31 protein-coding genes are annotated in these 24,004 nt (G+C 64.0%); 14 read left to right on the top strand and 17 right to left on the bottom strand.

Features of this window, described 5'->3' with window-relative positions; all coding sequences use genetic code 11:
* Nucleotides 1-74 precede the first annotated feature (74 nt).
* From WCE35_RS07565 to WCE35_RS07550, 4 genes are all read right to left on the bottom strand, one after another.
* Entirely contained in the window at nucleotides 75-959 is an 885-nt protein-coding gene (locus WCE35_RS07565) for a hypothetical protein (RefSeq protein WP_424592725.1), read from the bottom strand.
* A 155-nt stretch (nucleotides 960-1,114) separates the two neighbouring features.
* Nucleotides 1,115-1,276 carry a hypothetical protein gene (locus tag WCE35_RS07560; protein WP_424592724.1) on the bottom strand — a complete coding sequence of 54 codons (162 nt, stop codon included), beginning with the start codon at nucleotides 1,274-1,276 and terminating at the stop codon, nucleotides 1,115-1,117.
* Nucleotides 1,273-1,458: a hypothetical protein gene (locus tag WCE35_RS07555; protein WP_424592729.1), complete on the bottom strand. Its 186-nt coding sequence runs from the start codon at nucleotides 1,456-1,458 to the stop codon at nucleotides 1,273-1,275. Before WCE35_RS07555 ends, WCE35_RS07560 begins: the two co-directional genes overlap by 4 nt.
* Before the next feature lie 157 nt (nucleotides 1,459-1,615).
* Complete coding sequence (locus tag WCE35_RS07550) at nucleotides 1,616-2,404, bottom strand: SDR family NAD(P)-dependent oxidoreductase (protein ID WP_424592723.1); 789 nt, start codon at nucleotides 2,402-2,404, stop codon at nucleotides 1,616-1,618.
* An 82-nt stretch (nucleotides 2,405-2,486) separates the two neighbouring features.
* Here WCE35_RS07550 and WCE35_RS07545 point away from each other — a divergent pair, with 82 nt between their 5' ends.
* Entirely contained in the window at nucleotides 2,487-2,870 is a 384-nt protein-coding gene (locus tag WCE35_RS07545; RefSeq protein ID WP_424592722.1) for a hypothetical protein, read from the top strand.
* A 154-nt stretch (nucleotides 2,871-3,024) separates the two neighbouring features.
* Here WCE35_RS07545 and WCE35_RS07540 read toward each other — a convergent pair whose 3' ends face one another.
* Nucleotides 3,025-3,702 (bottom strand): nitroreductase, encoded by a 678-nt coding sequence (locus WCE35_RS07540; RefSeq protein ID WP_424592721.1) that lies wholly within the window; start codon nucleotides 3,700-3,702, stop codon nucleotides 3,025-3,027.
* Nucleotides 3,703-3,873: 171 nt separating this feature from the next.
* On the opposite strand from WCE35_RS07540, the gene WCE35_RS07535 reads away from it, so the two are divergent.
* Together WCE35_RS07535 and WCE35_RS07530 are read left to right on the top strand one after the other, a co-directional pair.
* Nucleotides 3,874-4,119 (top strand): hypothetical protein, encoded by a 246-nt coding sequence (locus WCE35_RS07535; RefSeq protein WP_424592720.1) that lies wholly within the window; start codon nucleotides 3,874-3,876, stop codon nucleotides 4,117-4,119.
* A 303-nt stretch (nucleotides 4,120-4,422) separates the two neighbouring features.
* Nucleotides 4,423-5,475 carry an HD-GYP domain-containing protein gene (locus WCE35_RS07530; protein WP_424592719.1) on the top strand — a complete coding sequence of 351 codons (1,053 nt, stop codon included), beginning with the start codon at nucleotides 4,423-4,425 and terminating at the stop codon, nucleotides 5,473-5,475.
* 28 nt (nucleotides 5,476-5,503) lie between these two features.
* Here the strand turns inward: WCE35_RS07530 and WCE35_RS07525 are convergent, their stop codons facing one another.
* Together WCE35_RS07525 and WCE35_RS07520 are read right to left on the bottom strand one after the other, a co-directional pair.
* Entirely contained in the window at nucleotides 5,504-6,379 is an 876-nt protein-coding gene (locus tag WCE35_RS07525) for an MBL fold metallo-hydrolase (RefSeq protein WP_424592718.1), read from the bottom strand.
* A 40-nt stretch (nucleotides 6,380-6,419) separates the two neighbouring features.
* A complete protein-coding gene (locus tag WCE35_RS07520; protein WP_424592717.1) occupies nucleotides 6,420-8,042 on the bottom strand; it encodes an ABC-F family ATP-binding cassette domain-containing protein in 1,623 nt (540 codons plus the stop codon).
* A gap of 147 nt (nucleotides 8,043-8,189) precedes the next feature.
* Between WCE35_RS07520 and WCE35_RS07515 the strand changes: the two genes are divergently transcribed.
* Nucleotides 8,190-8,633, top strand: coding sequence for a DMT family transporter (locus WCE35_RS07515; RefSeq protein ID WP_424592716.1), 444 nt, complete (start codon nucleotides 8,190-8,192; stop codon nucleotides 8,631-8,633).
* 140 nt (nucleotides 8,634-8,773) lie between these two features.
* Here the strand turns inward: WCE35_RS07515 and WCE35_RS07510 are convergent, their stop codons facing one another.
* Entirely contained in the window at nucleotides 8,774-9,478 is a 705-nt protein-coding gene (locus WCE35_RS07510) for a GrlR family regulatory protein (protein WP_424592728.1), read from the bottom strand.
* 219 nt (nucleotides 9,479-9,697) lie between these two features.
* Complete coding sequence (locus WCE35_RS07505; protein ID WP_424592715.1) at nucleotides 9,698-10,732, bottom strand: glutamine synthetase beta-grasp domain-containing protein; 1,035 nt, start codon at nucleotides 10,730-10,732, stop codon at nucleotides 9,698-9,700.
* 554 nt (nucleotides 10,733-11,286) lie between these two features.
* Between WCE35_RS07505 and WCE35_RS07500 the strand changes: the two genes are divergently transcribed.
* Nucleotides 11,287-11,490, top strand: coding sequence for a DUF2735 domain-containing protein (locus tag WCE35_RS07500; RefSeq protein ID WP_424592714.1), 204 nt, complete (start codon nucleotides 11,287-11,289; stop codon nucleotides 11,488-11,490).
* 88 nt (nucleotides 11,491-11,578) lie between these two features.
* Here WCE35_RS07500 and WCE35_RS07495 read toward each other — a convergent pair whose 3' ends face one another.
* A complete protein-coding gene (locus WCE35_RS07495; RefSeq protein ID WP_424592713.1) occupies nucleotides 11,579-11,860 on the bottom strand; it encodes an MliC family protein in 282 nt (93 codons plus the stop codon).
* A gap of 139 nt (nucleotides 11,861-11,999) precedes the next feature.
* Between WCE35_RS07495 and WCE35_RS07490 the strand changes: the two genes are divergently transcribed.
* Nucleotides 12,000-12,746, top strand: coding sequence for a tyrosine-protein phosphatase (locus tag WCE35_RS07490; RefSeq protein WP_424592712.1), 747 nt, complete (start codon nucleotides 12,000-12,002; stop codon nucleotides 12,744-12,746).
* Nucleotides 12,747-12,772: 26 nt separating this feature from the next.
* Here the strand turns inward: WCE35_RS07490 and WCE35_RS07485 are convergent, their stop codons facing one another.
* Nucleotides 12,773-12,916 carry a hypothetical protein gene (locus WCE35_RS07485; RefSeq protein ID WP_424592711.1) on the bottom strand — a complete coding sequence of 48 codons (144 nt, stop codon included), beginning with the start codon at nucleotides 12,914-12,916 and terminating at the stop codon, nucleotides 12,773-12,775.
* 165 nt (nucleotides 12,917-13,081) lie between these two features.
* On the bottom strand, nucleotides 13,082-13,225 hold the full coding sequence (locus WCE35_RS07480) for a hypothetical protein (RefSeq protein WP_424592710.1): 144 nt from the start codon (nucleotides 13,223-13,225) through the stop codon (nucleotides 13,082-13,084).
* A 125-nt stretch (nucleotides 13,226-13,350) separates the two neighbouring features.
* Between WCE35_RS07480 and fabG the strand changes: the two genes are divergently transcribed.
* From fabG to WCE35_RS07460, 4 genes are all read left to right on the top strand, one after another.
* Nucleotides 13,351-14,031 (top strand): 3-oxoacyl-ACP reductase FabG, encoded by a 681-nt coding sequence (fabG, locus tag WCE35_RS07475; protein ID WP_424592709.1) that lies wholly within the window; start codon nucleotides 13,351-13,353, stop codon nucleotides 14,029-14,031.
* 60 nt (nucleotides 14,032-14,091) lie between these two features.
* Nucleotides 14,092-14,292 (top strand): hypothetical protein, encoded by a 201-nt coding sequence (locus WCE35_RS07470; protein WP_424592708.1) that lies wholly within the window; start codon nucleotides 14,092-14,094, stop codon nucleotides 14,290-14,292.
* A gap of 75 nt (nucleotides 14,293-14,367) precedes the next feature.
* The gene (locus tag WCE35_RS07465) at nucleotides 14,368-15,054 is read left to right on the top strand and encodes a DUF2161 domain-containing phosphodiesterase (protein ID WP_424592707.1); all 687 of its coding nucleotides are present in this window, start codon (nucleotides 14,368-14,370) and stop codon (nucleotides 15,052-15,054) included.
* A 124-nt stretch (nucleotides 15,055-15,178) separates the two neighbouring features.
* Complete coding sequence (locus tag WCE35_RS07460) at nucleotides 15,179-15,481, top strand: hypothetical protein (RefSeq protein ID WP_424592706.1); 303 nt, start codon at nucleotides 15,179-15,181, stop codon at nucleotides 15,479-15,481.
* 68 nt (nucleotides 15,482-15,549) lie between these two features.
* On the opposite strand, the gene WCE35_RS07455 is transcribed toward WCE35_RS07460, so the two are convergent.
* Together WCE35_RS07455 and WCE35_RS07450 are read right to left on the bottom strand one after the other, a co-directional pair.
* A complete protein-coding gene (locus WCE35_RS07455; protein ID WP_424592705.1) occupies nucleotides 15,550-16,167 on the bottom strand; it encodes an N-acetyltransferase family protein in 618 nt (205 codons plus the stop codon).
* 142 nt (nucleotides 16,168-16,309) lie between these two features.
* Complete coding sequence (locus WCE35_RS07450) at nucleotides 16,310-16,708, bottom strand: PaaI family thioesterase (protein WP_424592704.1); 399 nt, start codon at nucleotides 16,706-16,708, stop codon at nucleotides 16,310-16,312.
* A 166-nt stretch (nucleotides 16,709-16,874) separates the two neighbouring features.
* Here WCE35_RS07450 and WCE35_RS07445 point away from each other — a divergent pair, with 166 nt between their 5' ends.
* Nucleotides 16,875-17,663 (top strand): cobalamin-binding protein, encoded by a 789-nt coding sequence (locus WCE35_RS07445; RefSeq protein WP_424592703.1) that lies wholly within the window; start codon nucleotides 16,875-16,877, stop codon nucleotides 17,661-17,663.
* A 184-nt stretch (nucleotides 17,664-17,847) separates the two neighbouring features.
* Here WCE35_RS07445 and WCE35_RS07440 read toward each other — a convergent pair whose 3' ends face one another.
* Nucleotides 17,848-19,128 (bottom strand): ArgE/DapE family deacylase, encoded by a 1,281-nt coding sequence (locus WCE35_RS07440; protein WP_424592702.1) that lies wholly within the window; start codon nucleotides 19,126-19,128, stop codon nucleotides 17,848-17,850.
* 138 nt (nucleotides 19,129-19,266) lie between these two features.
* On the opposite strand from WCE35_RS07440, the gene WCE35_RS07435 reads away from it, so the two are divergent.
* The gene (locus WCE35_RS07435; RefSeq protein ID WP_424592701.1) at nucleotides 19,267-19,533 is read left to right on the top strand and encodes a DUF6719 family protein; all 267 of its coding nucleotides are present in this window, start codon (nucleotides 19,267-19,269) and stop codon (nucleotides 19,531-19,533) included.
* Nucleotides 19,534-19,580: 47 nt separating this feature from the next.
* On the opposite strand, the gene WCE35_RS07430 is transcribed toward WCE35_RS07435, so the two are convergent.
* Together WCE35_RS07430 and WCE35_RS07425 are read right to left on the bottom strand one after the other, a co-directional pair.
* Complete coding sequence (locus WCE35_RS07430) at nucleotides 19,581-19,976, bottom strand: hypothetical protein (RefSeq protein WP_424592727.1); 396 nt, start codon at nucleotides 19,974-19,976, stop codon at nucleotides 19,581-19,583.
* A 332-nt stretch (nucleotides 19,977-20,308) separates the two neighbouring features.
* Nucleotides 20,309-20,857 carry a CreA family protein gene (locus WCE35_RS07425; RefSeq protein ID WP_424592700.1) on the bottom strand — a complete coding sequence of 183 codons (549 nt, stop codon included), beginning with the start codon at nucleotides 20,855-20,857 and terminating at the stop codon, nucleotides 20,309-20,311.
* 293 nt (nucleotides 20,858-21,150) lie between these two features.
* Between WCE35_RS07425 and WCE35_RS07420 the strand changes: the two genes are divergently transcribed.
* On the top strand, nucleotides 21,151-22,959 hold the full coding sequence (locus WCE35_RS07420) for a L,D-transpeptidase family protein (RefSeq protein ID WP_424592699.1): 1,809 nt from the start codon (nucleotides 21,151-21,153) through the stop codon (nucleotides 22,957-22,959).
* Between the two features lie 228 nt (nucleotides 22,960-23,187).
* The gene (locus WCE35_RS07415) at nucleotides 23,188-23,676 is read left to right on the top strand and encodes a glutathione peroxidase (RefSeq protein ID WP_424592726.1); all 489 of its coding nucleotides are present in this window, start codon (nucleotides 23,188-23,190) and stop codon (nucleotides 23,674-23,676) included.
* The last annotated feature ends 328 nt before the right edge of the window (nucleotides 23,677-24,004 follow it).

Genomic DNA, 24,004 nt, shown 5'->3' with positions numbered 1-24,004 from the left:
GGCGGATCAGTTAGCGCACCGCGTATCGGTTGCAGCCAAAGGGAGCGACAATTCCCGGCCGCTTCCCATCGCCCTCACGCCACATCGGCCTGCGCCCTCTCCTCCCCCTCCGCGGCGAGCGCATCGAGATCGACGAGTTGCGGATGGTCGTGATTGAGATCGGCGGGGAACTGTCCGCTGCCATGAACGTGCATCAGCGTCTGCACACGCCTTGCATTCATGTAGTCCACGTGCTGATGCGCCAGCGCCACCGGCAGCAGCTTTTTCGGCAGCCCGACCAACGCGAACGCCGGAACCCGGCGCACCTCCGGGCCCTCCTGCCACGAGAGCGGATTGAGCGTGTAGATCAGTTGCCGTTCGATCTCGGGAAGCGGCGGCTGCGCCGGCTCGGGTGGCGCCAGCAACGCACTGTTCGCGTTGCCCACGCGCGTGCGCACCGCGGCGGATCGCAGCTCCCAGCAAATCAAATCGGCCGCCGACATGACCTCGCGCCGCACCGCGTCCACGCTCGCCGAGAACCGGGTCGCTTCCGGTATCGATGTCGTGCCTTTGGTGACGGCCTCCACCAGCGCGGCGGCACCGGCGTCAAATCCCGGGATGGCCTTCTCGATCGCCGCGGCCATTGCCTCGATTCCGTCCGCCACCAGGTCGCGGTCGCGCTGCGCGTTGGCCTCGGCCAAAGCGCGCTCGGTCGAAGCGACCTGCTCGTCGAATTCCGCCAATGCCGCGCGCAGGGTCTTGGCGCGTTCATCGACGGCGCGCAGGTTGGCCTCTGCCCGCTCGAGCCTGGCAGTGTCGGCGCCGGCCACCGCCAGCCGTTCGGCCGCGGCACGCTTTTCGCCAACGACCGTTTCGGCGATGCCCAACCGCTCGGCCAGCCTCTGCCGCGCCGCCTGCTTTTCCCTCAGCGCACTCTCGAAGCGCTCGACCGGGCTGAGCTCACGCTTGAAAAAAGCCATAGCAATACCCTCGCGAATCGCAATGCTCCGCCGAATCAGCAAGCCGATTCAATGCGTCGAAAAGTAGTCACAAACTTGGATAACATTGCGGCTGACGTCGGCGGCTGCATTTGCTCAACTGTTTTCAGCGCGACCGCAGCGTTATTTGCGGCCTCTCACAGATCATCCGGATCAGGAGGATCGAACCAGTTCATGAGCGACAGGCCGCCACCGACCACGATCGCGCGGCCGAGCCGGCCGGGCAGGATGTGCCGCAGGAGCGATGGATCGGCGACGAAACCGCCCACGGCGCCGCCGCCAGGACCAGGATCCGTCAACTTTGATGCGGTCCCCGCATGATCTTCATGGCGGCTTCGACATGACGCCACTCTTCGGCCTCTTCGGCGTTGCCCTTGCTGTTGCAAGCCAGGGCATTCTGAGCTGCCTGGGCGATGGCCTCGAAGCCGTGCTTCTCGAGCATCTGCCGCGCGATCGCGTGAATTTGCGTTTCGGACATCATGTCGCTCTCCTCATGTTCCGCCACCCGGATTGTTCCGCCACTCGGAGCCGCAGAAATCGGATTCCCTGCGGCTCCTTTCAAACCGCTGAACCGGAGGGTTCGTTCCACTTGCCGCCATGCACAATATCGCGTCTCGCACGCCTGGGCCAGAGCCCGCTCAAAGATCCTCCAGCGCCGGGGGATCGAACCAGTTCATCAGCGACAGGCCGCCATCGACCACGATCGCGGCGCCGGTGACATAGGCCGACACCCGGTTCGACAGCACGGCCAGCGCCATCGGTGCGAGGTCTTCGCCGCGGCCGAGGCGGCCGAGCGGAATGTGTTTCGCGAGCTGTGGATCGGCGACGAAGCCGCCCGCGGCGATGGCGCCGGGCACCAGCGCGTTGACCCGGATTCCAAAGCGGCCAAACGTCCTGGCCAATTCCCTGACCAGCATCGCCAGCGCCGCCTTGGCGGTGGAGTAGTGCGGCAGGTTGCGCGGCGTGCCGGCGTGCAGCGAGGTGAGAAACAGGAACGAGCCGGGCTGATGGGCTGCGATGAGCTGTGAGGCGAGTTCGCGTGCGAGGTGAAAGCCGGCATCCAGATTGACCGCATGCATCTGCGCCCAGGTCTCGCTGCTGACCGCAAAGGCGTGATCGGCCTCGCGCCGTGGCGGCGAGGCCGAGTGAACGAAGTGCGTCACCCGCCCGACGGCGGAACATGCATCGGCCAGCAGCGCCTCGCGAGCAACGTGATTGGCGAGGTCGCCGACCCAGGGCACGGCCAGTTCCGGTCGGGGCGAGGTTTTGGCCGCGGCATTGACCGTATCCGGATTCACGTCGGCGAATACGGTCCGCACGCCCTCGCCGACCAGGGCTTGGGCTATGGCGCGGCCGATGCCGTTTCCCGCACCGGTGACCAGCGCCGCCTCGCGCGCGGGATCGAATGGCGTGTTCAGCAGGCTCATGTCGGTGTGTCCGCTTCCGGTGGTTGCGCAAGGATGCCGTCAGGGCTAGCTTTCCCAGAACGATAACATCAGGGAGGCGACGATGCGCTACGGTCCGTTCATGATCGCGGGGTTGATTGCCCTTGCGGCACCGGCGCTTGCCGAGTCCCGCTCGGCCTATGTGACCATGGTGTTGCAGGCTTTCGCCGCCAAGGTGCAGTGCCCCGGCATGGACGTCGTCTATCAGGATCTGGTGCGGAAGGCCGAGGAGATGCACCTGCCGGACGGCACCACCGAGCAGGTGCGAAAGGCCATTGCCTACATGCACACCGGCGGAAAAATGGGCGAGCGGGCGGATGACGACCTCATGGCGGAGGTCGCCATCGCGACCAGATCGACCGACATGGACCAGAACCGCGTCGGCATGACGAATTGGTGCGAGACCCAGAAAACAAGGCTTGCCGGGTTTGTTCGCGCCAAGAACTAGCGCCCCCTCCAACAAAAATCCCCGGCTGTTTGAAAAATTGAATCGGAAACACCTCTCCGTTTGAACTTGCCACCGACGGGCTTGCGGCCAGCAGAGCGATCCGGCCTTCGTCCATCAGCACCCGCCGTGACGACGGCGGATATGCGCATTCCCGCTAGTCGCCGAACCCCAGATAGCGCACGAAGTCGCCGTTCGCCACCCGGTCGGACTTCACCGCATTGGCCGGAAAATTGTCGTCGGGATATCCCATCGCGACGCAGGTCATGATGACATGGTCGTCGGGGATGCCGGCGACCTCGCGCACGATGTCGGAGCGCATGATGCCCTGGCCATTGATGACGCTGCCAAGGCCGCGGTCCCACGCGGCCAGCACGATCCCGTAGCAGAGCGCACCGAGATCGAAATGGCACACCGCGCCCGGATCGAGAACGCGGTCATAGGCGAGCACGAGCGAGACTGGCGCGTCGAACTGGCGGAATCCGCGCAACACCCAGTCCTGCCGCATCGGCTTGTCGTCGCGCGCAATCCCCATGGCGCCGAACAGTTTTTTGGCGATATCGACCTGCCGGCCGCGATGCACGCCCTGATATTCGCCGTGGCTGACGATGTCGCGTTTGGGGCTGGCGCCCGCGATCATCTCCTCCATGTTGCGGCGGCGCACCCGCTCCAGCGGCTCGCCGGTCAGGACGTGGATATGCCAGGGCTGGGTGTTCATCGAGGATGGCGCGCGCTTGGCGATTTCGATGATCTCTTCGATCACGGCGCGAGGCACAGGCTCGGCCTTGAAGCCGCGCACGCTTCGGCGGGTCTGTACCAGGGTCTCAAACTCCATTCCGTGTTTCCTCCGTTGGTCACGCGCCGCACGCGCCTTTTCGGCCGCGCTGGCCTGAACGCGGACCGGCATGTCGGCCATTTTATCGGCAAAATCGCCGTTGGGAACTTGATCGCGCCCAGATTCCAATATCCAATCCCGGGACAAGACTGATTTAGGGAGAGAGCCATGATGAAGCGGATATTTCTGGCGGCCGTGGTCGCCACCTTTGCGATCGGCTCGGCCGTCGCGCAGGAATCCTGTGCGACCAAAGCCGTCGGCAAGGATGGCAAGGCGCTCGCGGGAGCGGCAAAAACCTCATTCATGAAAAAATGCATGGAAGAGAGCTGCGCGACCAAGGCCGTCGGTTCGGACGGCAAGCCGCTGGCCGGCGCCGCCAAGACCAGCTTCATGAAGAAGTGCGAAAAGGGCGCGTAAGCTTTTCAAGCGCCCGCCTGCCCTTGCCTGCACTGGATCAACCCTGACGGGCCGCGCCTCCCGCGCGGCCTAATTGCGTTCGCCGGTAATTGGACACCATCATCCTGTCTGCCAAATAAACGCGAATTAAAGACAAAGGCGCGAGGTTCAAGTTCCACCGGCAACACGACCCGCGCCGCCAATGACTCCATTATTGCTGCGAAACCAGGCGGCAAACCCGAACAGGCCCGCAGCCCGCCTGGCCGTGTCATGTCCACAGGTTGCCTCCGGCCGTGCAGCGGCACGGCGACGGGACCGGTTGTGATGTCGGTTCATGTCGTCGCCGATAGCGCGGCCGGGCTCTCGAGGCTGCGCGCCATCGTCGAGCAGCAGCACGATGTGACAGCGGAATTGCTGGGCGGTGCAAGCTTCCAGGGCGGCAAGATCGACGCCATCGTCGTCAGCGCGAACCTGCGCGACATTGACAATATCGCAGCGCTGAAAGCCGTCGCCGGCAAACTAAATCGCGTCGCGCGACGCCTGTTCCTGATCGACCAGAGAACGCGCCTGGCGATCGTGCAGGCCTATGCCCTGGGCGCAACGCAAGTGCTGACCAACCCGGTCACCCCAAGGCAATTGCTGGCGAAACTCGCCGATGGCGATGCGCCCGCGATTTTCACCGGCGAACCCGTGTCGGGCGGCGGCCAGGAAGCGGCCTCGACCGGAGCGGCCAGCATTGCCGCGATGTTTTCGTCGGTGATCAGCGGCATGCCCATCGACGTCGCCGGCGCGAAAGACGCCGGCAGCAGGATCGCCGACAGCATCGCCGAGGACGGCCTGTCCGACTGGCTCGGCACGGTTCGCCGGCACCATGAGGGCACCTATCAGCACTGCCTTCTGGTGACGGGGATCGCGGTCGATTTCGGGTTGAGCCTCGGCCTGGCAAAGGCCGACATGGAGCGGCTGTATTCGGCCGCGATGTTTCACGACATCGGCAAGGCGAAAATTCCGCTTCACGTCCTCGACAAGCCGGCGCGCCTCGACGACCGGGAGCGCGTGCTGATCGAGACCCATCCCGTCGTGGGATATCAGGTGCTGAAGGGGACCGCGGGCATTTCCCCGGAAATTCTCGATGCGGTCCGGCATCATCACGAATATCTCGATGGCAGCGGGTATCCCGATGCATTGGGCGCCGGGAACCTGCCGGACATCGTGCGGATACTGACCATTTCCGATATTTTCGCCGCCCTGATCGAGCAGCGAACCTACAAGCCGACCATGCCGCGCGAACAGGCTTACGAAATCCTGCTGACCATGAAGGGCAAGCTCGAGATGCCGCTCGTCAAGGCTTTCCGGGAAGTCGCGTTGATCAGATGACCTTCTCCCGGCCCGCGCGAGCGCGCAGCTAATCACGTTTGAACCGGTAGTCGAAGCGATCACCATCCGCCTTGAGCAGGCCGACCGTCGGCGCGGGGAAGTGGATCGGCAGGATCAGCGTATCGGTGTCGGCGACGGCGGCGAAAAACTTCCGGCGCGAGGTCGCCGACTGCTTTGCATCCCAATCCACCCCGGGGGACCAGTCGGGCTCGCGGCACTGGATCACATGGTGCATCAAATCGCCGGCCACCACCGCGCGCCGGCCGCGCGAAAAAATATTGACGCAGCAATGGCAGGGCGAGTGCCCCGGAGTCGGCGTCAGCGTGATGGTGTCGTCGAGCGCGTAGTCATCGTCGACCAACAGCGCCTGGCCCGCCTCCACGATCGGCAGACAATTGTCGCGAAACACTTTTCCGGGCGGATTCTTGCCTTTGGCGTATTCCGCTTCCCACGCCGCATATTCCTTTTTGTGGAAGACGTATTTCGCATTCGGGAATGTCGGCACCCAGCGCCCGTCGCGCAGGACCGTGTTCCAGCCGGTGTGGTCGATATGGAGGTGGGTGCAGAACACATAGTCCACCTGCGCGTAGGCAATCCCGAGCGCGAACAGCTCGTTGCGCCAGCGTTCCTTGCCGGGAAAATCGAACGGCGGCGGATGACCCTTGTCCTCGCCGGTGCAGGTGTCGACCAGGATGGTGTGGCGGGGGGTGCGGACCACGAAGGTTTGATAGGTGATGACCATCATGCCGAGCGCGGTGTCGAACACCTCCGGCGCCATGGTCGGCAGATGGCGCTTGAAAACGGCGTCGTCATAGGCCGGGAAGAAATCCTGTGGCCGCCGCCACGGCCCTTCGCGCTCGATCACGGCGTCGATGGTGATATCGCCGATCCTGATCTGCTTCATGGGTTCGTTCCCGGTTTTGGAAAGCGTAGCGGGGAGCACCCTAGCTCCGCAAGCCCGGCGCTTCCTGGCCGGTGCGCGCGACATATTCGGTGTAGCCGCCGCCATATTGGTGGGGCCCTTCGGGGGTCAGCTCCAGCACGCGGTTGGAGAGCGCGGCGAGGAAATGCCGGTCATGCGAGACGAACAGCATGGTGCCCTGATATTCCGACAGCGCCGCGATCAGCATCTGCTTGGTCGCCATGTCGAGGTGGTTGGTCGGTTCGTCCAGCACCAGGAAATTCGGGGGATCGTACAGCATCAATGCCATCACCAGCCGCGCCTTCTCGCCGCCGGACAGCACGCGGCATTTCTTCTCGACGTCGTCGCCGGAGAAGCCGAAGCAGCCGGCGAGCGCGCGCAGCGAGCCCTGCCCGGCCTGCGGAAACGAATCCATCAGCGACTGGAATACGCTGCGCTCGCCGTCGAGCAGGTCCATGGCGTGCTGGGCGAAGTAGCCCATCTTGACGCTGCCGCCGAGCGCCACCGTTCCATCGTCGGGCTCGGTCGAGCCCGCCACCAGCTTCAACAGCGTGGATTTGCCGGCGCCGTTGATGCCCATCACGCACCAGCGCTCGCGGCGGCGGATCATGAAATCAAGCCCCTGATAGACGGTCCGGCTGCCGTAGCCCTTGTGCACCCTCTTCAAGCTGACGACGTCCTCACCGGAGCGCGGCGCCGGCAGAAATTCGAACGCCACGGTCTGGCGGCGCTTTGGCGGCTCGACGCGCTCGATCTTGTCGAGCTTCTTGACCCGGCTCTGCACCTGCGCGGCATGCGAGGCGCGTGCCTTGAAGCGCTCGATGAATTTGATTTCCTTCGCCAGCATCGCCTGCTGGCGCTCGAACTGGGCCTGCTGCTGTTTCTCGTTCATCGCGCGCTGCGCCTCGTAGAAGGCGTAGTCGCCCGAATAGGTGGTCAGCGAACCACCGTCGATCTCCACGATCTTGTTGACGATGCGATTGATGAACTCGCGGTCGTGCGAGGTCATCACCAGCGCGCCCTCGTATCCCCGAAGAAACTGCTCCAGCCAGATCAGGCTTTCGAGATCGAGATGGTTGCTCGGCTCGTCCAGCAGCATCACGTCGGGGCGCATCAGCAGGATGCGCGCCAGCGCCACGCGCATCTTCCAGCCTCCCGACAGCGCGCCGACATCGCCGTCCATCATCTCCTCGCTGAAGCCCAGGCCCGCCAGCGCCTCGCGCGCGCGGCCCTCCAGCGCGTAGCCGTCGAGTTCCTCGAAGCGCCCCTGCACCTCGCCGTAGCGGGCGATGATGTCGTCCATTTCGTTGGCGCGGTCCGGATCGGCCATCGCAGCCTCCAGCGCTTTCAACTCGCCGGCGACGATGCTGACGGGCCCGGCGCCGTCCGTCACTTCAGCCACCGCGCTGCGGCCCGACATCTCGCCGACGTCCTGGCTGAAATAGCCGATGGAGATGCCGCGATCGACGGCGACCTGGCCCTCGTCGGGCAGCTCCTCGCCTGCGATCATCCGGAACAGCGTGGTCTTGCCGGCGCCATTCGGGCCGACCAGGCCGATCTTCTCGCCCTTCTGGAGCGCCGCGGAAGCTTCGATGAAGAGAATCTGGTGGCCGACCTGCTTGCTGACGTTATCGAGACGGATCATGGGAGCCTGACAGTGGAAATCGTTGCGGCCGTGCATATTCGATGTGACGCGCTTGGGGAAGCCTGTTCCGTGCCGCCGTGAACCGAACAACTTGTTCCAATCCGGCCGACTCGATACTGATCACGCATCCAATCGCCGGGGGATCGCGTGCAAGCCTTTTTCCTGTATGGCCTCGCCCTCTTCGCCGGCATCAGCGTAGCCACCCAGCAGGCGCTGAACGGCGGCCTGCGGCTGGCGCTGGGATCGCCCGCCTGGGCGGCGCTGGCCAGTTATGCCGGCGGCCTGCTGACGATGATCGCCGTGGTGATCGCACTCGGCGAGCCCGTGCCTTCCTGGATCGCCATCGCGAACACGCCATGGTGGGCCTGGACCGGCGGTATTCTCGGCGGCGTATTCATCCTGCTCTCGATTGTGCTGCTTCCATCGCTCGGCTCAGCGACGCTGATTGCGCTGATCGTTTCAGGCCAGATGCTCGCCGCCATCATGCTGGATCATTTTGGCGCGTTCGGACTGACACAACATCCGATCAGTCTGCCGCGCTTGCTCGGCGCGGTCCTGCTGGTTGCCGGCGTGATTCTGATCAGGGGTTGAAAGCCGGCGCGAGGCGGTCGCGGCGTTCTTGCAGTATCTGACCGCGGTTGCAATGTCAGAGGCCGCGATCTCAGGCACACCGATGCCGCCGCAGCCGGCCGGATCGACCCTCCCGACAGCCGCCATGGCCCTACGGAAAATTACGCTCGCCGCATCAGTTTCAGCACCGCGGTCAACCGCAGGCTGCGCTTGCCGGCCAGCGCCGTCGCATCCAGCCGTGCCCCCTCATCGTCGCAGGTGCCGGCAAAGCCGATGCCGACTTCATGGCCGCCGAACACGGGGTTCTCGCCTATCGCCGGGGTGTGTTCCTGATTGAGGATCTGGCCCTTCCAGCGGCCGTTCGCCGAGGTGTAGCTGCCGAGATAATAGAAGAACGCATCGCCCCCGAGGATGCGGCCGTCATGGAGCAGCATGACCCCGGTCAAACCGCCGTCGACCCCGTCGAGCAAGCGGATGTCAATGGAATAGAGCCCGTTGACGATGCCGCCTTCACCGACGCCGCCCGCGATCGGCATCGCCTCATCCTCGATCGGCGTCATCACCGACTGAAACGGGACGCCGGGCAATTCCCTGAGCTCGCCCCTGAAGCGATAATTGTCGCCTTCGGCCGAGCCCTTCGCCAGCAACGTCGCATCGTCGGTGCCGGCCATCGCCCGGTAATTCGGATCCGGATTGTGTCGCACGGTCTTGATCTCGATCGCGATCTCCTCGCCGGTCTCCTGATAGCTGCCGATATGGGCAAAGGCGGAATTGCCGCCGAGCATCCTGCCGGCGCGGACGTACATCACGCTGCGGCCGACCGCCTCGCCAAGCTGGAACCTGACCTTGTAAAAGCCCCCGAACACGACCGCGTCCCCGGCGTTTTGAATGCTCGATCCATCTATAGCCATTTCGCGCCTCATCGGTACGGTTCCCGCGAAGAAAACGCGTGAGGCCAAGATTGGGGCCTGGCGCGATCCACGACGCGACTTTGAAGCCGTGTCGTTGGAACGCAATGATCCGCCAAAGCCGTCGCGCTTTGGCGGATCGGATTGCGGCGCTGATGTTCCGGCCCGCAAGCGCTCCTAGGCGGCTGCCCTGGCGCCGGTTGGAACCGACGCGATCGTCTTCAGGATCCGGGACGCGATCTGGTAGGGGTCGCCCTGCGAGTTCGGGCGACGGTCTTCCAGATAGCCCTTGTAGCCGTTGTTGACGAAGCTGTGCGGGACGCGGATCGAGGCGCCGCGGTCGGCGACGCCGTAGCTGAAGGTGTCGATCGACGCCGTCTCATGCTTGCCGGTCAGGCGCATGTGATTGTCCGGACCGTAGACCGCGATGTGATCGGCGCGGTTCGCCTTGAACGCCTCCATCAGCTTCTCGAAATATTCCTTGCCGCCGACCTCGCGCATGAAGGCGGTCGAGAAGTTGGCATGCATGCCCGAGCCGTTCCAGTCGGTATCGCCGAGTGGCTTGCAGTGAAATTCGATGTCGATGCCGTAGCTCTCGGTAAGGCGCAGCATCAGGTAGCGGGCCATCCACATTTCGTCAGCGGCCTTCCTGGAGCCTTTGCCGAAAATCTGGAATTCCCACTGGCCCTTCGCCACTTCGGCGTTGATGCCTTCGTGGTTGATGCCGGCGGCGAGACAAAGATTGAGATGCTCTTCGACGATTCTGCGGGCGACGTCGCCGACGTGCTTGTAGCCGACGCCGGTGTAGTACGGGCCCTGCGGCGCGGGATAGCCGCTGGACGGGAAGCCGAGCGGACGGCCATCCTTGTAGAAGAAATATTCCTGCTCGAAGCCGAACCAGGCGCTGGCATCGTCGAGGATGGTGGCGCGCTTGTTCGAGGCGTGCGGCGTCTTGCCGTCGGGCATCATGACTTCGCACATCACCAGCGCGCCGTTGACCCGCGCGGCGTCCGGATAGATCGCGACCGGCTTCAGCACGCAGTCGGAGCTATGGCCTTCGGCCTGCAGCGTCGAGCTTCCATCGAAGCCCCACAGCGGCAACTGCTCCAGCGTCGGGAACGAATCGAATTCCTTGATCTGCGTCTTGCCGCGCAGATTCGGTGTCGGCGTATATCCGTCCAGCCAGATATACTCGAGCTTGTACTTGGTCATTGAGCCTCTCTGTTGATGATGCAAATGATGATGCAAAAACGTCAGGGACCGAAAGCCGGCCGGTCGCCGCACGCGTACCCGGCCACCATCGGCCGATCGTTTCCAAGCATTTTATGTGCCAGTCGCTGCACTGCGGCAGCGCTGTCCACGGCGATCGGCCGCTCGACCGATCCCGCTTCGGGGTGCGACATAGACGCGCGGCAACCTTAAGTCTCGGACAATGAAATGGGCCGCGGCGGATGCCGAATGACGCCCGATTTCCCGGCAGTTTTGGCCTTCCCCGTTTCTCCGATCAAATCGTCGGCGGTTCTCTGCACCATTCCTCGGCAACGCCGCCGGCTCGTGGCCGTGATCGCATCGGCTCAAGCATTGGCCATCTGCTCACTGCCTCGCACGGAGCAAAAATAGAAGTGCCCATAAAATGAACATAAGATGACTTTTTTTGCTCATCTTGCATTCACCGCAGGCACCGACGATATCGCGTCTTGGTAACCGCGCAGGAACGAGTTGGGCGCACCATGGCGCTCCGCGTTTCTGACAAAGGAGAGACTGACATGATGAACACGAGCTTGAATCGGGAGTCGGCCAGGATCTACCAGTTCCCTGCCGGGGGCCGGGGGGCTCTCGGAGGACGTCGCTATGGCGAGACCAGGATTGCGATCGACCTTGCGGCCTCGCAAATCAAAACCGTGGACTGCAGCGGCAGCTGGTACCACGAGGCGGCTATCCAGGAATCCAAGGTGGAGCGTGACCACTAATGCCAGCCGGATGTGGGGGATCAACGCGCTCGAAGGATCAGGCGCTGGTCGGATAAAAAGGGTCGGAACGAAGCGTTTCGGCCCTTTTTCATGTCAGCTCGCAGGTCGTGACCGGCCGCCTGCCAAGCTTGAGCGTGGTGACACCCGCCTTTGACATCTTGAGGGTTACGCCGCTTCCCGAATAGCGCGGGCCCGAGAGCGAAAGGCGCCTGGCCAGCGTCATCGCCTTGCCGTCGAGCTGCAAATGGGCGCGGGAATCATACTGGAAAAGTCCGACGACAAATTGCGTGCCGTCGCCACAGCGGTAGCTCTGAAAAGTCTGCGCGGATGCGGCCGATGTGGCGAGCGAGCCCCAAAAAAATGCCGCCATTGGAGCAGCGATCCTGCGATTATCCATATTCCCCCCCGGGCCGGCCCAGTATAGACGAGACGGCGAACAGCCACCACGCTTCTCCGCCAACGCTTCTCCGCCAATTTGTCCGCCGCACTGGATCGCCTTGGTCAGACCGATGTCAGCGTCCCCTGCCCGCCATCTCAATCTGGCCGGCGCCAGCAATTTCCGCGACCTCGGCGGCTATCCCGCGCGGGATGGCCGCACGATCCGCTGGCGGCAGATCTTTCGCTCCAATCATCTTGGCCATCTCACCGATGACGACATCGCGGTGGTGCGGGGCCTCGGCATCAGAAGCGCGTTCGATTTTCGCGGCATGGAGGAACGCGCCGAGGCGCTGTGCGCCACGCCTGACATCACCGTGCACTCGCTGCCGGTCGAACCCACGGTGGTTGCGGCGCTGCGCGCCCTCGCTGCCGACGGCACCCCGTTGTCGACGGAAGCGGCCGTCGCCGTCATGCGCGATTCCTATCGCAGCTATGTGCAGCACAACACGCCGCGTTTCCGGGCGTTGTTTGCCCATCTGCTGGAGGATCGCGCGCCGCTGGTGATTCATTGCACGGCCGGCAAGGACCGCACCGGTTTCGCCTGCGCGCTGATCCTGCATGCGCTCGGCGTCCCCGACGATGTGATTTCGGAAGATTACCTTTTGACCAACCGCTTCTACCGCCGCGATCCCTCCGCCAGCAGCGATCTCCCTGACGACGTCAAGCACGTGCTCGGCTCGGTGCAAGCCTCGTTCCTGGCCGCGGCGTTCGAAGCCATCGATGCCGACTATGGCAATCTCGAAAACTATTTGCGCGAGGGACTGGGTCTTGGCGCGGCCGACCGCGCCGGGCTCGAGGCGCGCTATCTGGAGAGCTGAGTTCGCGGCTCTCCCGAAGCGTTTCGCTAGGCCGCCGCTTCCATTTCCATCTCGGCGTCGAGATCGGCAATGACGTCCTCGAATGCCGAGATCGCCTGCTGCACCGCCGCGATCTGCATCAGCTCCCAGCCACTTACCGGGCCGTTGCGGTTCTGCAGCGCGACGACCAAATCCCGCCGCTGCTCCTTAAGCTGAACAAGCGGTAAACCGTGGTCAGGCAATTGTCTCATTGTTCCAGCCCTTTGAGTTTGAAGCATCTCGACCTATAGCTGGATCGTTCTGCCATCCGCTTACGAAACTCCGGCAAAATTTAGCGATTTCGGGCATTCAGCGCGTCAGGCGTCAGGCGGCGGGAGTGCGCCCGCAATCGCACCGTCGAGCGCGAGCGTGACGCAGTCGGTAGCCCAATCGCTGGTATGAGGCTCGCTGAAACCGACGAGATCGGGGTGCGTGTCGCAAGGCCGCGGCGTGTCGGGCATGTCAACATCCTCAGGCGGGAATGATTTATCGTACAAGCGCATTTGGAAACGGAACCTTGCGATATTGCAATTGAAGTCCCCCTGACGATAGTGAGCGCTCCCTTCCCCCGGCGTGGAGATCCATCATGGACGGAAAAGTCGTTGTCATCACCGGCGCGCTCGGCGCGCTCGGCAAGGTGGTCGCCGACCAAGCGCTGACGCGCGGCGCCCGGGTCGCGGGCATCGATCATGCGCCGTCGCAGGTTCCGACGGCCTCGAACCGGCTCGAACTGGGCGGCGTCGATCTGACCGATGTCGCTCAGGCCATGGCAGCGATCGATGCCGCCGCCGCCCATTTCGGCCGGCTCGATGTCCTGATCAACATCGCCGGCGGCTTTGCGTTCGAAACGGTTGCCGAGGGTGATCCGAGGACCTGGCAGCGCATGTACGCCCTCAACGTCATGACCGCGCTGAACGCGTCGCGATCGGCGATCCCGCATCTCGCCGCTTCCGGCGCGGGGCGGATCGTCAATGTCGGCGCGATGGGCGCGCTGCAGGCGGGCTCCGGCATGGGCCCCTATGCCGCCTCGAAGGCCGCGGTGCATCGGCTCACCGAGGCGCTGGCTGCCGAGCTGAAGGGCAGGATCACGGTCAACGCCGTGCTGCCCTCGATCATCGACACCACCGCCAACCGCGCCAGCATGCCGAACGCCGATTTCGCAAAATGGGTGACGCCAAAGGAGCTCGCCGACGTGATCCTGTTCCTCGCCAGCGACGCCGCCAGCGCCGTCACCGGCGCGCTGCTGCCGGTGAGCGGCCGGGTTTGACATATCTGGTGGCGGTACGGGCGCCATTCCCCCATGCGGCGCAGATGTTATGTTGTTCAAATGACAACTGCCGAAGACATCGAAAAAGCTGTCGAGCGACTGCCGCCTCGCGAGTTGGCGCGCTTTCGCGCCTGGTTCGAGCTGTTTGACGCTGACCGGTTTGACGCAGCCATCGAGCGAGATGCCAATGCCGGCAAGCTCGATGCACTTGCCGAGGAAGCCCTCGCGGCCTATCGCGCAGGGCAATCCCGCGACCTGTGAAACACTCCGCTTCGCCGAAATTGAGCTAGACTCCCGGCCGATGAGTCGCGGCCTCGCCTGCCGCCGGAGCCTGCCTTGGAAACCGCGCTTTATCTGCCCGTCAAACGCTTCCTGGAAAAGCTCGGCTTCACCGTCAAGGGCGAGGTCGGCGGCTGCGACCTGGTGGCGCTGAGCGGCGACGACCCGCCGATCGTGGTGATCGGCGAACTGAAGCTGACCTTCAATCTGGAACTGATATTGCAGGCGATCGATCGCGCCGGCGCCTGCGACGAGGTTTGGCTTGCCGCGAGATTGTCGGCGCGCGGCAAAGGCCGCGAGAGCGACGCACGTTATCGCAATCTCTGCCGCCGGCTCGGTTTCGGCATGCTCGCGGTCACCAACAACGGCGATGTCGAGGTTATCGTCAAGCCGCCGACCACGGCGCCGCGCCGCGATACCAAAAAGCGCTCGCGCCTGGTTGCCGAGCATCGGCGGCGCAAGGGCGATCCGGCGATCGGCGGCAGCACGCGCGCGCCGATCATGACGGCGTATCGCCAGCAGGCGCTGGCCTGCGCCGAGGCGCTGTCAGGCGGGCCGCGGCGGGTGCGCGACCTCAAGGCGGAGATCCCGGATGCCGGAAAAATCCTGCTGCACAATGTCTATGGCTGGTTCGATCGCGCCGGGCGCGGCATCTATGTCCTGACCGACGCCGGGCGTGCCGCGCTCAAGCGCTGGCCGCAGCAACCGCTGGATCCTGCCGCCACCGGCGATGCCGCTCGATGATCGAGCTTTACGACGCCACGCCGCTGGAGAAACTTTAGACGCATGGCTGTATTGCCACGCCAATTTCATATTGCAATGCAACATAGGGGGGCCTAACCATCTCCCCATCCGATGCGAGGCCCCCATGAGCGAAGACTGGAACACGAAATACGGCACACGGCGCGTGCGGCGCGATCTGCCGACGCTGGAGGAGGCGATATTCGCCGCGGTTGGAATCACCGACAACCAGCAGGCGCAGGCGGAGATCGCATCAGCCCTGATGGGGCTGCCGTTCGACGAGGTTCTCGCCGAAGTCAGGAAGACCGGCCGCGCCGCGACCCGTTCGGCCACCCGCGTGATCGCGGGCGAGCAGGGCGCGCAGCGTTCGGTGGTGGTCGAGCGCCGCGTGGTCAGGCGATTCGGCAACGACAAGCGCACCGGCACCTGAAACGCCGAGCACTGTCGGCCATCGTCCGATGCTGGATCAAGCGAAGGCCGATATCGAGGCGCCCGCGGTCAGGCGGTCCTGCCCCAGCCATACATCCGCAGCAACATCCGCCAATAGGCGCGATTGAAGTTCACGATCGCGCGTGCCGCATCGAGTGTGGTTGCGACGGCGGATGGCGCCAGTTCCGGCTGCCTTTGCGGGGCTAGATCGATACTGCCGGTCGACTCGCCGTGCCCGAAGGTGAGATGGGCGCCGAACTTGCTGGCAAGCGCCCGCATCGCCTCGTTCTGCGCACCCGTGGTGATCCGCAGGCTGCGATAGCCCTTGGCGCGCGCTTCCGCGATCAGTTTTTTGAACAGGATGCTGCCGACGCCCTTGCGCCGCACCGGTGTCTCCACGCTGAAGGCGATCTCGGGCTGTGAACCCGCGGAATGCTCGGGCGGATGCAGTTCGGCCGCGCCGCGCACCACACCGTCTTCGAAATAACCGATGATCGTCGTGCCGTCATTGGCGCATTTTTCGGCGTAGCGTTCGATAAAACTGTCGTCCATGTAGCCATGGAAGCGATCATGGCGGCTGGCGCGGTCCAGCCGCAACAGATGGTCGCGCAGCAGGGGCAATTCCTCCTGCTGGCTCAGCGTCCGAACGGTGCCTCTGGCAAGCGTCACAGCGGTATCGTGGCTCATGTCATAACTCCTCATGGATGGCCCTCGAGGAGGCGTCGAATCCCTAGAATAGCTATATTGTGCACTGCACCATGGATTTCAAGGCCGGCATTTACCTCAAGTAACGGCGTCGAACGCGCGGTCAATCAATCGTTACCGCCTGTCAGAGCACCATCTGCGTCTGCGTGACGATCGCAACGAGTTTGCCGTCCTCGGTCTCCAGCCGTGTCTGCCACACTTGCGTCCGCCGTCCCCGGTGCACCGGCGTCGCCGTCGCAATCACCGTGGCGCCCTCCGCGGCGCCGCCGATGAAATTGGTCTTGCTTTCGATCGTGGTGGTGCCTTTGGCGTCTTCCGGCAGATTGACGAATGTGGCGGCGGCGCCGACCGAGTCCGCCAATGCCATGATCGCGCCGCCGTGGATCGTATGCCGCAGCGTGCAGAGTTCCGGCCGCACCAGCATCCGCGCCACCACGCGGTCGCGCTCGGCCTCGACGAAGGTCACGCCCTTCAGTTCGGCGAACGGCATCTTCATCGACTGGATTTTCTCAAGTGGCGTCATGAACCCTCCGTCTTTCCTAAGTCGTGATACGCGGGCTTGACCCGCGTATCCATCGGTCTTCGTCAAAGCGTTTTCCGAAATGATGGATTGCCGGGTCAAGCCCGGCAATGACCCTATGGGTAATGCGACGGTGACAACGCGCCGCTAATTCTGCATACCCGCAGCCATGCGCCACTTCCCGCCCCGCCGGATTGTCTGCCTCACCGAGGAGACCGTCGAGACGCTGTATCTGCTCGGCGAGCAGGACCGTATCGTCGGTGTCTCGGGCTACGCGGTGCGGCCGCCGCGGGTGCGGCGCGAGAAGCCGCGGGTTTCGGCGTTCATCTCGGCGGACATTCCAAAAATCCTGGCGCTACAGCCGGACCTCGTGCTCGCCTTCTCCGACCTTCAGGCCGATATCGTCGCCGATCTCGTGCGCGCCGGCGTCGCCATCCATGTCTTCAACCAGCGCGACCTCGCCGGCATCTTGGCGATGATCCGCACGCTCGGCGCGATCGTCGGCGCCACTGAGCGCGCCGACCAACTCGCCACAAATTTTGAGCGGCGTCTTGCAAGCATCGCGTCGACGCCGCGTCCCGCACCGAGGCCAAAAGTCTATTTCGAGGAATGGGACGATCCCCTGATCAGCGGCATCGGCTGGGTTTCCGAACTGATCGAGATCGCCGGCGGCGAGGACGTGCTGCCAAAATTGCGGTTTCAGCAGGCCGCCCGGGATCGCATCATTTCGCCCGACACCGTTCGCGACACCGCGCCGGACGTGATCCTGGCCTCATGGTGCGGCAAGAAGGTCGTTGCCGACAGGATCCGGAAACGGCCGGGCTGGAGCGGGATTCCGGCGGTGCACAACGATCGCATCGTCGAGATCAAGTCGCCGCTGATCCTGCAGCCCGGGCCGGCGGCGCTGACCGACGGGTTGGACGCGATCGTGAAAGCACTATGGCCGGGACAGTCCTGAACTCTCAGGCTGCTCCTTTGCATGGGGTTGTTTTCCATATTTTGAGGCTGGAAGCTAAGTTACTGATTTTATTGGTTCCGGAAAAACGTGAAATCCACCCCGCGGTTCGTCGTTTCATCCACCAGGGTCGGCCGTCAGGTCGGTACAGAACTCGCAATGACGTGGTGGGGGCCATCGGCTTCACCTACACCTTCTCCACCCCGCACCATTCGGCGATGAAAAGCGCGGTCGCTTTGGTGGATTTACGAAGCGACTCCAGATCGACATATTCGTTGAAGCCGTGCATCGCCGCACCACTGGCGCCGAAGCACAGGCTCGGAATGTTGTAGTTCAGCCCATAGAACCGCGTGTCGGTGAGCGCCGTGAACACGAGGTCCTGCACTTCGCCGCCATAGACCGCCGCAAAAGCCCTGCCGAAGGCGGCTTCGGGCTCGGCGGCATCCTTGAGCTCATATCCTTCCGACAGGAAGCCGGACCACTGCACCTCGGGCGGATGGTTGGAGAGAAAGCGATGGTCGCGCGCGGCTGACGACACGCAGGCCAAAATCTCGTTCTGGCAATCGGCGACCGACCAGCCCGGCAGAATCGCAATGCGGCAATCGACGTCGCACCATGCCGGCACGCTGGAGGCCCAGTCGCCGCCCTTGATGATGCCGGGATTGAAGTTGATCGGATGCGTCAGCGCCTTGAAATGTCGATCGGCCCCGGCGCGCGCGTTCCATTCGGCCTCGAGTTTTTCGAGCGCCTGGATCAGATGATAGGCCGCCGTGATCGCGTTGGAGCCGGAGCCGGCCTCGAACACATGCACCGGAAAGCCGCGCACCTTCAGGCGAAACCAGATCACGCCGACCTGCGAACGCACCATTCTGCCGCCGGTCGGCTCCGGAATGAAACAGGCGTCGGCGCGATAGCCGCGCTGCAAGGTGGAGAGCGCGCCGACACCGGTGCTTTCCTCCTCGATCACCGACTGAAAATGAATCCGCGCAGTCGGCTTCAGGCCCGCCGCCCTGATCGCATCCAGCGCATAGAGCGCGCCGATGGTGCCGGACTTCATGTCGCAGGCGCCGCGGCCATACATCCTGCCGTCCCTGACCGCGGGCGAGAACGGCGGCGTCTCCCACATCTCGAGCGGTCCGGCCGGCACCACGTCGCAGTGCCCCTGCAGGATCAGCGATTTACCTGAAATGCGCGACGGCCGGTAGGTGCCGACCACCGTACGGGCCTTCGAAAAATCATGCGCGATCGGACCGAAGCCGCGCAAATCCTTCAGCGCGTCGACCTCGATATGCCAGTCGTCGACCTCGTAGCCGCGCTGGCGCAGGAGATCGCCGATCATGTCCTGGCATGGCCCCTCGGCGCCGCGTGTCGAGGGGATCGCCACAAAATCCCTTGTGGTCGCAAGCTGGGCGTCGAAGCCGGCGTCGACGGCGTCAAGGACTTTTTGTTTATTGTCGCTGGCGTTCATTGCGTCCCCGTTACCGGTCATTTCCAGGCAGCAATCAAAGCATACTTTGTCTGGAACTCCAGCAGTTTAGATCGCTTTCAGAATCGCGCCCGCGTCCCTATACAATCGACCCGAAGCTGCTCACGCGCGGAGAACGGGATGCCCGGCAATCGCAACGTCCTATACCTGATGATCGCTGCGCTGCTCGGCCACCTTGCGCTGTGGGGATTCGCGACCGCTGCCGTCGCGGACCAGGTGTCGCGCGAGCAGGACATCGTCAGTCTGCGATTGGGTCAGCGGGTTCTGGTCGACGACGGATCATGCCCCGCCGGGCAGATCAAGGAAGTTTGGGGCGCCCAAATGACGGCGGATGGCATTGTCCGCGCCAGCAAATGCATTCCGCGGCTGGGCACCAGGAAAAGGTAGCCCTCGCCGCGTCGACGCGACTTGCCAACGTCCGGGTCGCGTGCCGATCAGTTCGCCGGCTCGAACAGGCATTGCAATGTCGGCCTGGCGATTTTGGTGAAAGTCGGGCCGATCTCGGATTGCTTGGACGGCGGCACCCAACCGGCTTCGATGGTCGGCACGCCGGTCTCGCTGATGCCGCGCAGCAGGGCTTCGCGCAGGTCCGGGTCCTCGACCTTGGCCGCGACATAGTCGTGCAGGCATCCGCAAATGGGTTCAGGATGCGCCCAGCGGCCCACCATATGGGCGGCGCATAGACGCACGAACTCTCCGCGCGGATCCGGGACCTTGAGCAGCGATCGGAACTGCTGTGTCTGGGCTTTGATCTGCGGGACCTGCGCTGGCGCGGAACCGGCCAGAATGAACGTAGCTGCGATCGCTGTGGAACAGATGCGAAGGAACATGCGGGGCCCTTTACCGGCGATCTCGGTGCCGACTCTGTCGGCCGTTTCGTCCGCAACTGATAACGCGCCGGTGTTTCCGGCGATCTGCGCCAGGACGGAAAATGGTTTCGTCGCGGCGAGAATTGTTTCACCGGCCGGGCCGCGACGAAACAAAGCCGGCGGCGAGCCGAAACGTCGGTTTGCCCAACCCAATCGAACAGCATGCAACCTTTGTGGATGATTGTGCGTTGTAACAATTCCAATGAAGGATGGCAGTCGTGGCCAATGGCAACATCGATGTTAGAAACCAACCGCGACCCGCAAACGAAGCGCCAGGTTCGCTGCCTCGCGCCCTACTGGATGAACTCGCCGCATTTCTGCACCGTGGCATCGCCGCCGCCCCAGGGCATGATCGGGACCGAGGAGGTGGAATTTTTCGGCGAGCCCTCGATCAGCTTGTCCGAATACACCATGTAGACCAGCACGTTCCGCTTGGCGTCGCAGCCGCGCACGATCTGCATCTTCTTGAAGAACAGCGAGCGGCGCTGGCGGAACATATCGTCGCCCTGCGCCATCTTGTCCTTGAAATGGATCGGGCCGATCTGCCGGCAGGCCAGCGAAATATCCGACACCTCCTCGGCGAGCCCCAGCCAGCCCTTGAAACCGCCCTTCTCCGGCACCGTGAAGTGACAGGCGACCCCGTCGACCTCGGGGTCATCGACGCCATAGGTCGCGAGCTTGTCGTTCGGGCTGACCCACTTGAACACGGTCGAGCGGCGGAAGATCAGGTCCGGCTCGTCGGCCGCGACGGCTGGAGAAGCCTGCGTCAGCGCTACAACCAAAAGCAGCAAAACCAGAGACCTCCACTTGAAGGTAAATGGGCGCATGGCGTTCGATGGCATGGATGTCTCCGCTGGTTTGGCTCGCCGCCTATGTAGTGCTGGAAAGGCCACCAGAAAGGCTGCCGGTAGCCAGGGACCGGCGCGGTTTAACCGATTGTGAGGCTTTTTTGTTACGCTCGGGACGAAAAACGCTGGTAGCACGCGGGGGTTAGAGGCCTTACGGTGGTGAACGCGTTTCCCGTCTGCGACAACGAATGAATATCAAGAGTTGGGATTCGAAGAATATGCGCGTGGCCGGGCATCTGATTTCTATTGCCGACGTTGCAACCCGGCGTTTTTGGAAAATTGGGCTCTTGACGGCTGCCGGCGCCATCGGCGCCACCTCACAGGCTGACGCAGCGCTCTATTACTGGCAAGACGCTGACCCCTCCTATTATCGCTCCGGGCCGGCGTTTCAACCCCGGCGGCACAAGGCGCGGCGCCATCAGGCGAAAAAGGACGAGGCCGCGGCAAAGCAGACTGGCGGCAAGCCGCAGGGCGCGCTGATCATCGCGGTGTCGATCCAAAAGCAGAAGGTGCGGGTCTACGACGCCAACGGATTCTTCGCGGAAAGTCCGGTCTCCACCGGCATGCCCGGTCATTCGACCCCGATGGGGGTCTTCAGCATCGTCCAGAAGCACAGGTTCCACCATTCCAACATCTATAGCGGCGCGCCGATGCCGTACATGCAGCGGATCACATGGTCGGGGGTCGCGATGCATGCCGGCGTCCTGCCGGGCTATCCGGCTTCGCATGGCTGCATCCGCATGCCGATGGCCTTCGCCATGAAGATGTGGAACTGGACCAGGATGGGCGCGCGCGTGATCGTCACGCCCGACGAGATGACGCCCGCCAGTTTCTCGCATCCGCTCCTCGTCACGCAGAAGGTCGCGCCGCAACCGGTCGCAGCCGAACAGCCGAAAGTGGATGCACCGCTTGGCGTGAAGAGCGACAAGGGCGCCGACGCCGGCGCGACCGCCAGGCCCGCGACATCGGAGACTGCCGTCGACCTGAGGCCGACCGTCGGCCACGCCGATTCCACGGCCGTGCTGCGCGAGCAAACCCGCACCGCTGACGCCAGCGGGTGGCTGCCCGCAAAGAACTCTCCGGTCACGATGTCGGACGCGGCGTCATCCACCACGTCGGCTGCGGGCGACACGGCTTCCGCCAAAGCGGACGATACATCCCGTCCGGATGCGAAGTCGGAGACGGCGAACAAGCCGACTGAGGCCAAATCAGCCGACAACACCATCGGCGAAGCGAGGTCAGCCGAGGCGGCCGGCCAGCCGGAAACCAGGACCAGCGAAGCCCCGGCTCCCGCACCAGTCGACGCCGATGCCGCAAACGCCGAAGTGACGGCCACTGCGGGCGCGAAGGTCGAAGAGAAGCCCGCCGAAGCCATGGCTGACGCCAGAGCCGAAGGGGTCAGGACCGAAGCGCCCAAGATCGAAGCGCCCAAGGCCGAGGTGCGCCAGGCGGATAGCGCCAACGCGGATACCGCAAGGCCGGATACTGCGAAGGCCGATGCCGCGAAGGCCAGCGAGCCGAAGCCCGCCGAAAAACCGGCCCAGCCCGCCAAGGTCGCCACGGATGCGCCCGCCGCCGCTCCCGATGTAAAGAAGGATCCGGCGCGTCTGCCCGGCGTCGCAAAGCCTGAACCGCCCAAGCGGACCGGCCAGATCGCCGTGTTCATCAGCCGCAAGGACTCCAAGCTCTATGTGCGGCAGAATTTCGCGCCGCTGTTCGACGTCCCCGTGACGATCGTGCCGAGCGACCGGCCGCTCGGCACCCATGTGTTCACGGCCGAGGCCGACAGCAGCGATGCCAATGTGCTGCGCTGGTCCGTCGTCTCGCTGCCGGTGACCGCCCGCAACGTCGCGCGCAACGGCAATGACGACCGCCGCTCGCGGCGGCGGAAGATGGCGGCCGCACCTGCCGAGATCACGCTGCTGCCCGGAACGGACGGCCCGACCGAGGCGCTGGACCGCATCACCATTCCCCCCGATGCGATGGCCCGCATCGCCGAAGCGCTGACCTCGGGCGGATCGATCGTCGTATCCGACCAGGGCATCCATCAGGGCGAGACCGGCCAGGGCACCGATTTCATCGTCCCGCTGCGCTAGCCCGGCCCCGGCGAGCCCGGTCGATCAACTCCCGACGCTTTGCCGCCGAGGATGCGCTGGGTTTTGCCGCCATGGATCGACCTCTCGCACCGGCCTCCGCAAGCGAGCAGCGAAGCGCCGCCACCAACGACGCCTTTGATCGTCTGTCATTGACGGGCTGGCGGTGGGGTTTGGCGGGCCGCCTTTACAGGGGCGGCCCCGGACAGGCGGGCCCTGGCGCAGGCCAACATCAGCCGGATCACCGCCTTTGCGTTTTCGTTTCCCGCGCTCGCCGGCGGCGATATCCGGCTGGCCGACTATGCCGGTCATCCCCTGCTGGTCGTCAACACCGCCTCGCTCTGCGGGTTCACGCCGCAATATGCGGGATTGCAGGAATTATGGACCCGGTTTCACGACCGTGGCTTAGTGATCATCGGCATTCCCTCCAACGATTTCGGTGGACAGGAGCCGGGCGGCGCGACCGAAATCGCCGAGACCGCGCAGCATCAATACGGCGTCACTTTCCCGATCGCGGCAAGGGTGATCGTGAAGGGTCCGAACGCGCATCCGTTCTACAAATGGGCGGCGGAAGCGCGGCCCAAGAATGTGCCGCGCTGGAATTTTCACAAATACCTGATCGGCCGTGACGGCCATATCGCGGACGTCTTCCCGGAATTCGTGGAACCACGGGATACGCGGGTGCAGACGGCTATCGCGCGGGCTCTGGCGGACGCCTGACAAACCGTGTCAGAACGACAGAATATTCCCCGGAATTAACCTGTTCGTTACAAATCGGGCGCCCGCGACGACGGCCGTTGCCTTGGCTACGCCGGTCCAACTAGGGTATTATTCGTCGGGGCAGCGGGCGGCTCGGGCGACGGTGAGAGCCGCCACGGGATCAGTTCAGGGAAGATACCATGCGCATTTCGGCAGGTTTGATTTTTGCGGGCGCGGTTTCGCTGCTGTTGTCGGGCACGGCATGGTCGCAGACCCCTCCAGCCAAGGGCACGGCGCCGCAGGCCGCCGCGCCGCAGGCAGTTCCGGCAGCTGCGGCGGCCCCTGCCCC

Source organism: Bradyrhizobium sp., assembly GCF_049691595.1.
GTDB lineage: Bacteria > Pseudomonadota > Alphaproteobacteria > Rhizobiales > Xanthobacteraceae > Bradyrhizobium.
The sequence above is the reverse complement of the archived record's forward strand: the minus strand, read 5'-3'. Positions and strand labels throughout refer to the sequence as shown.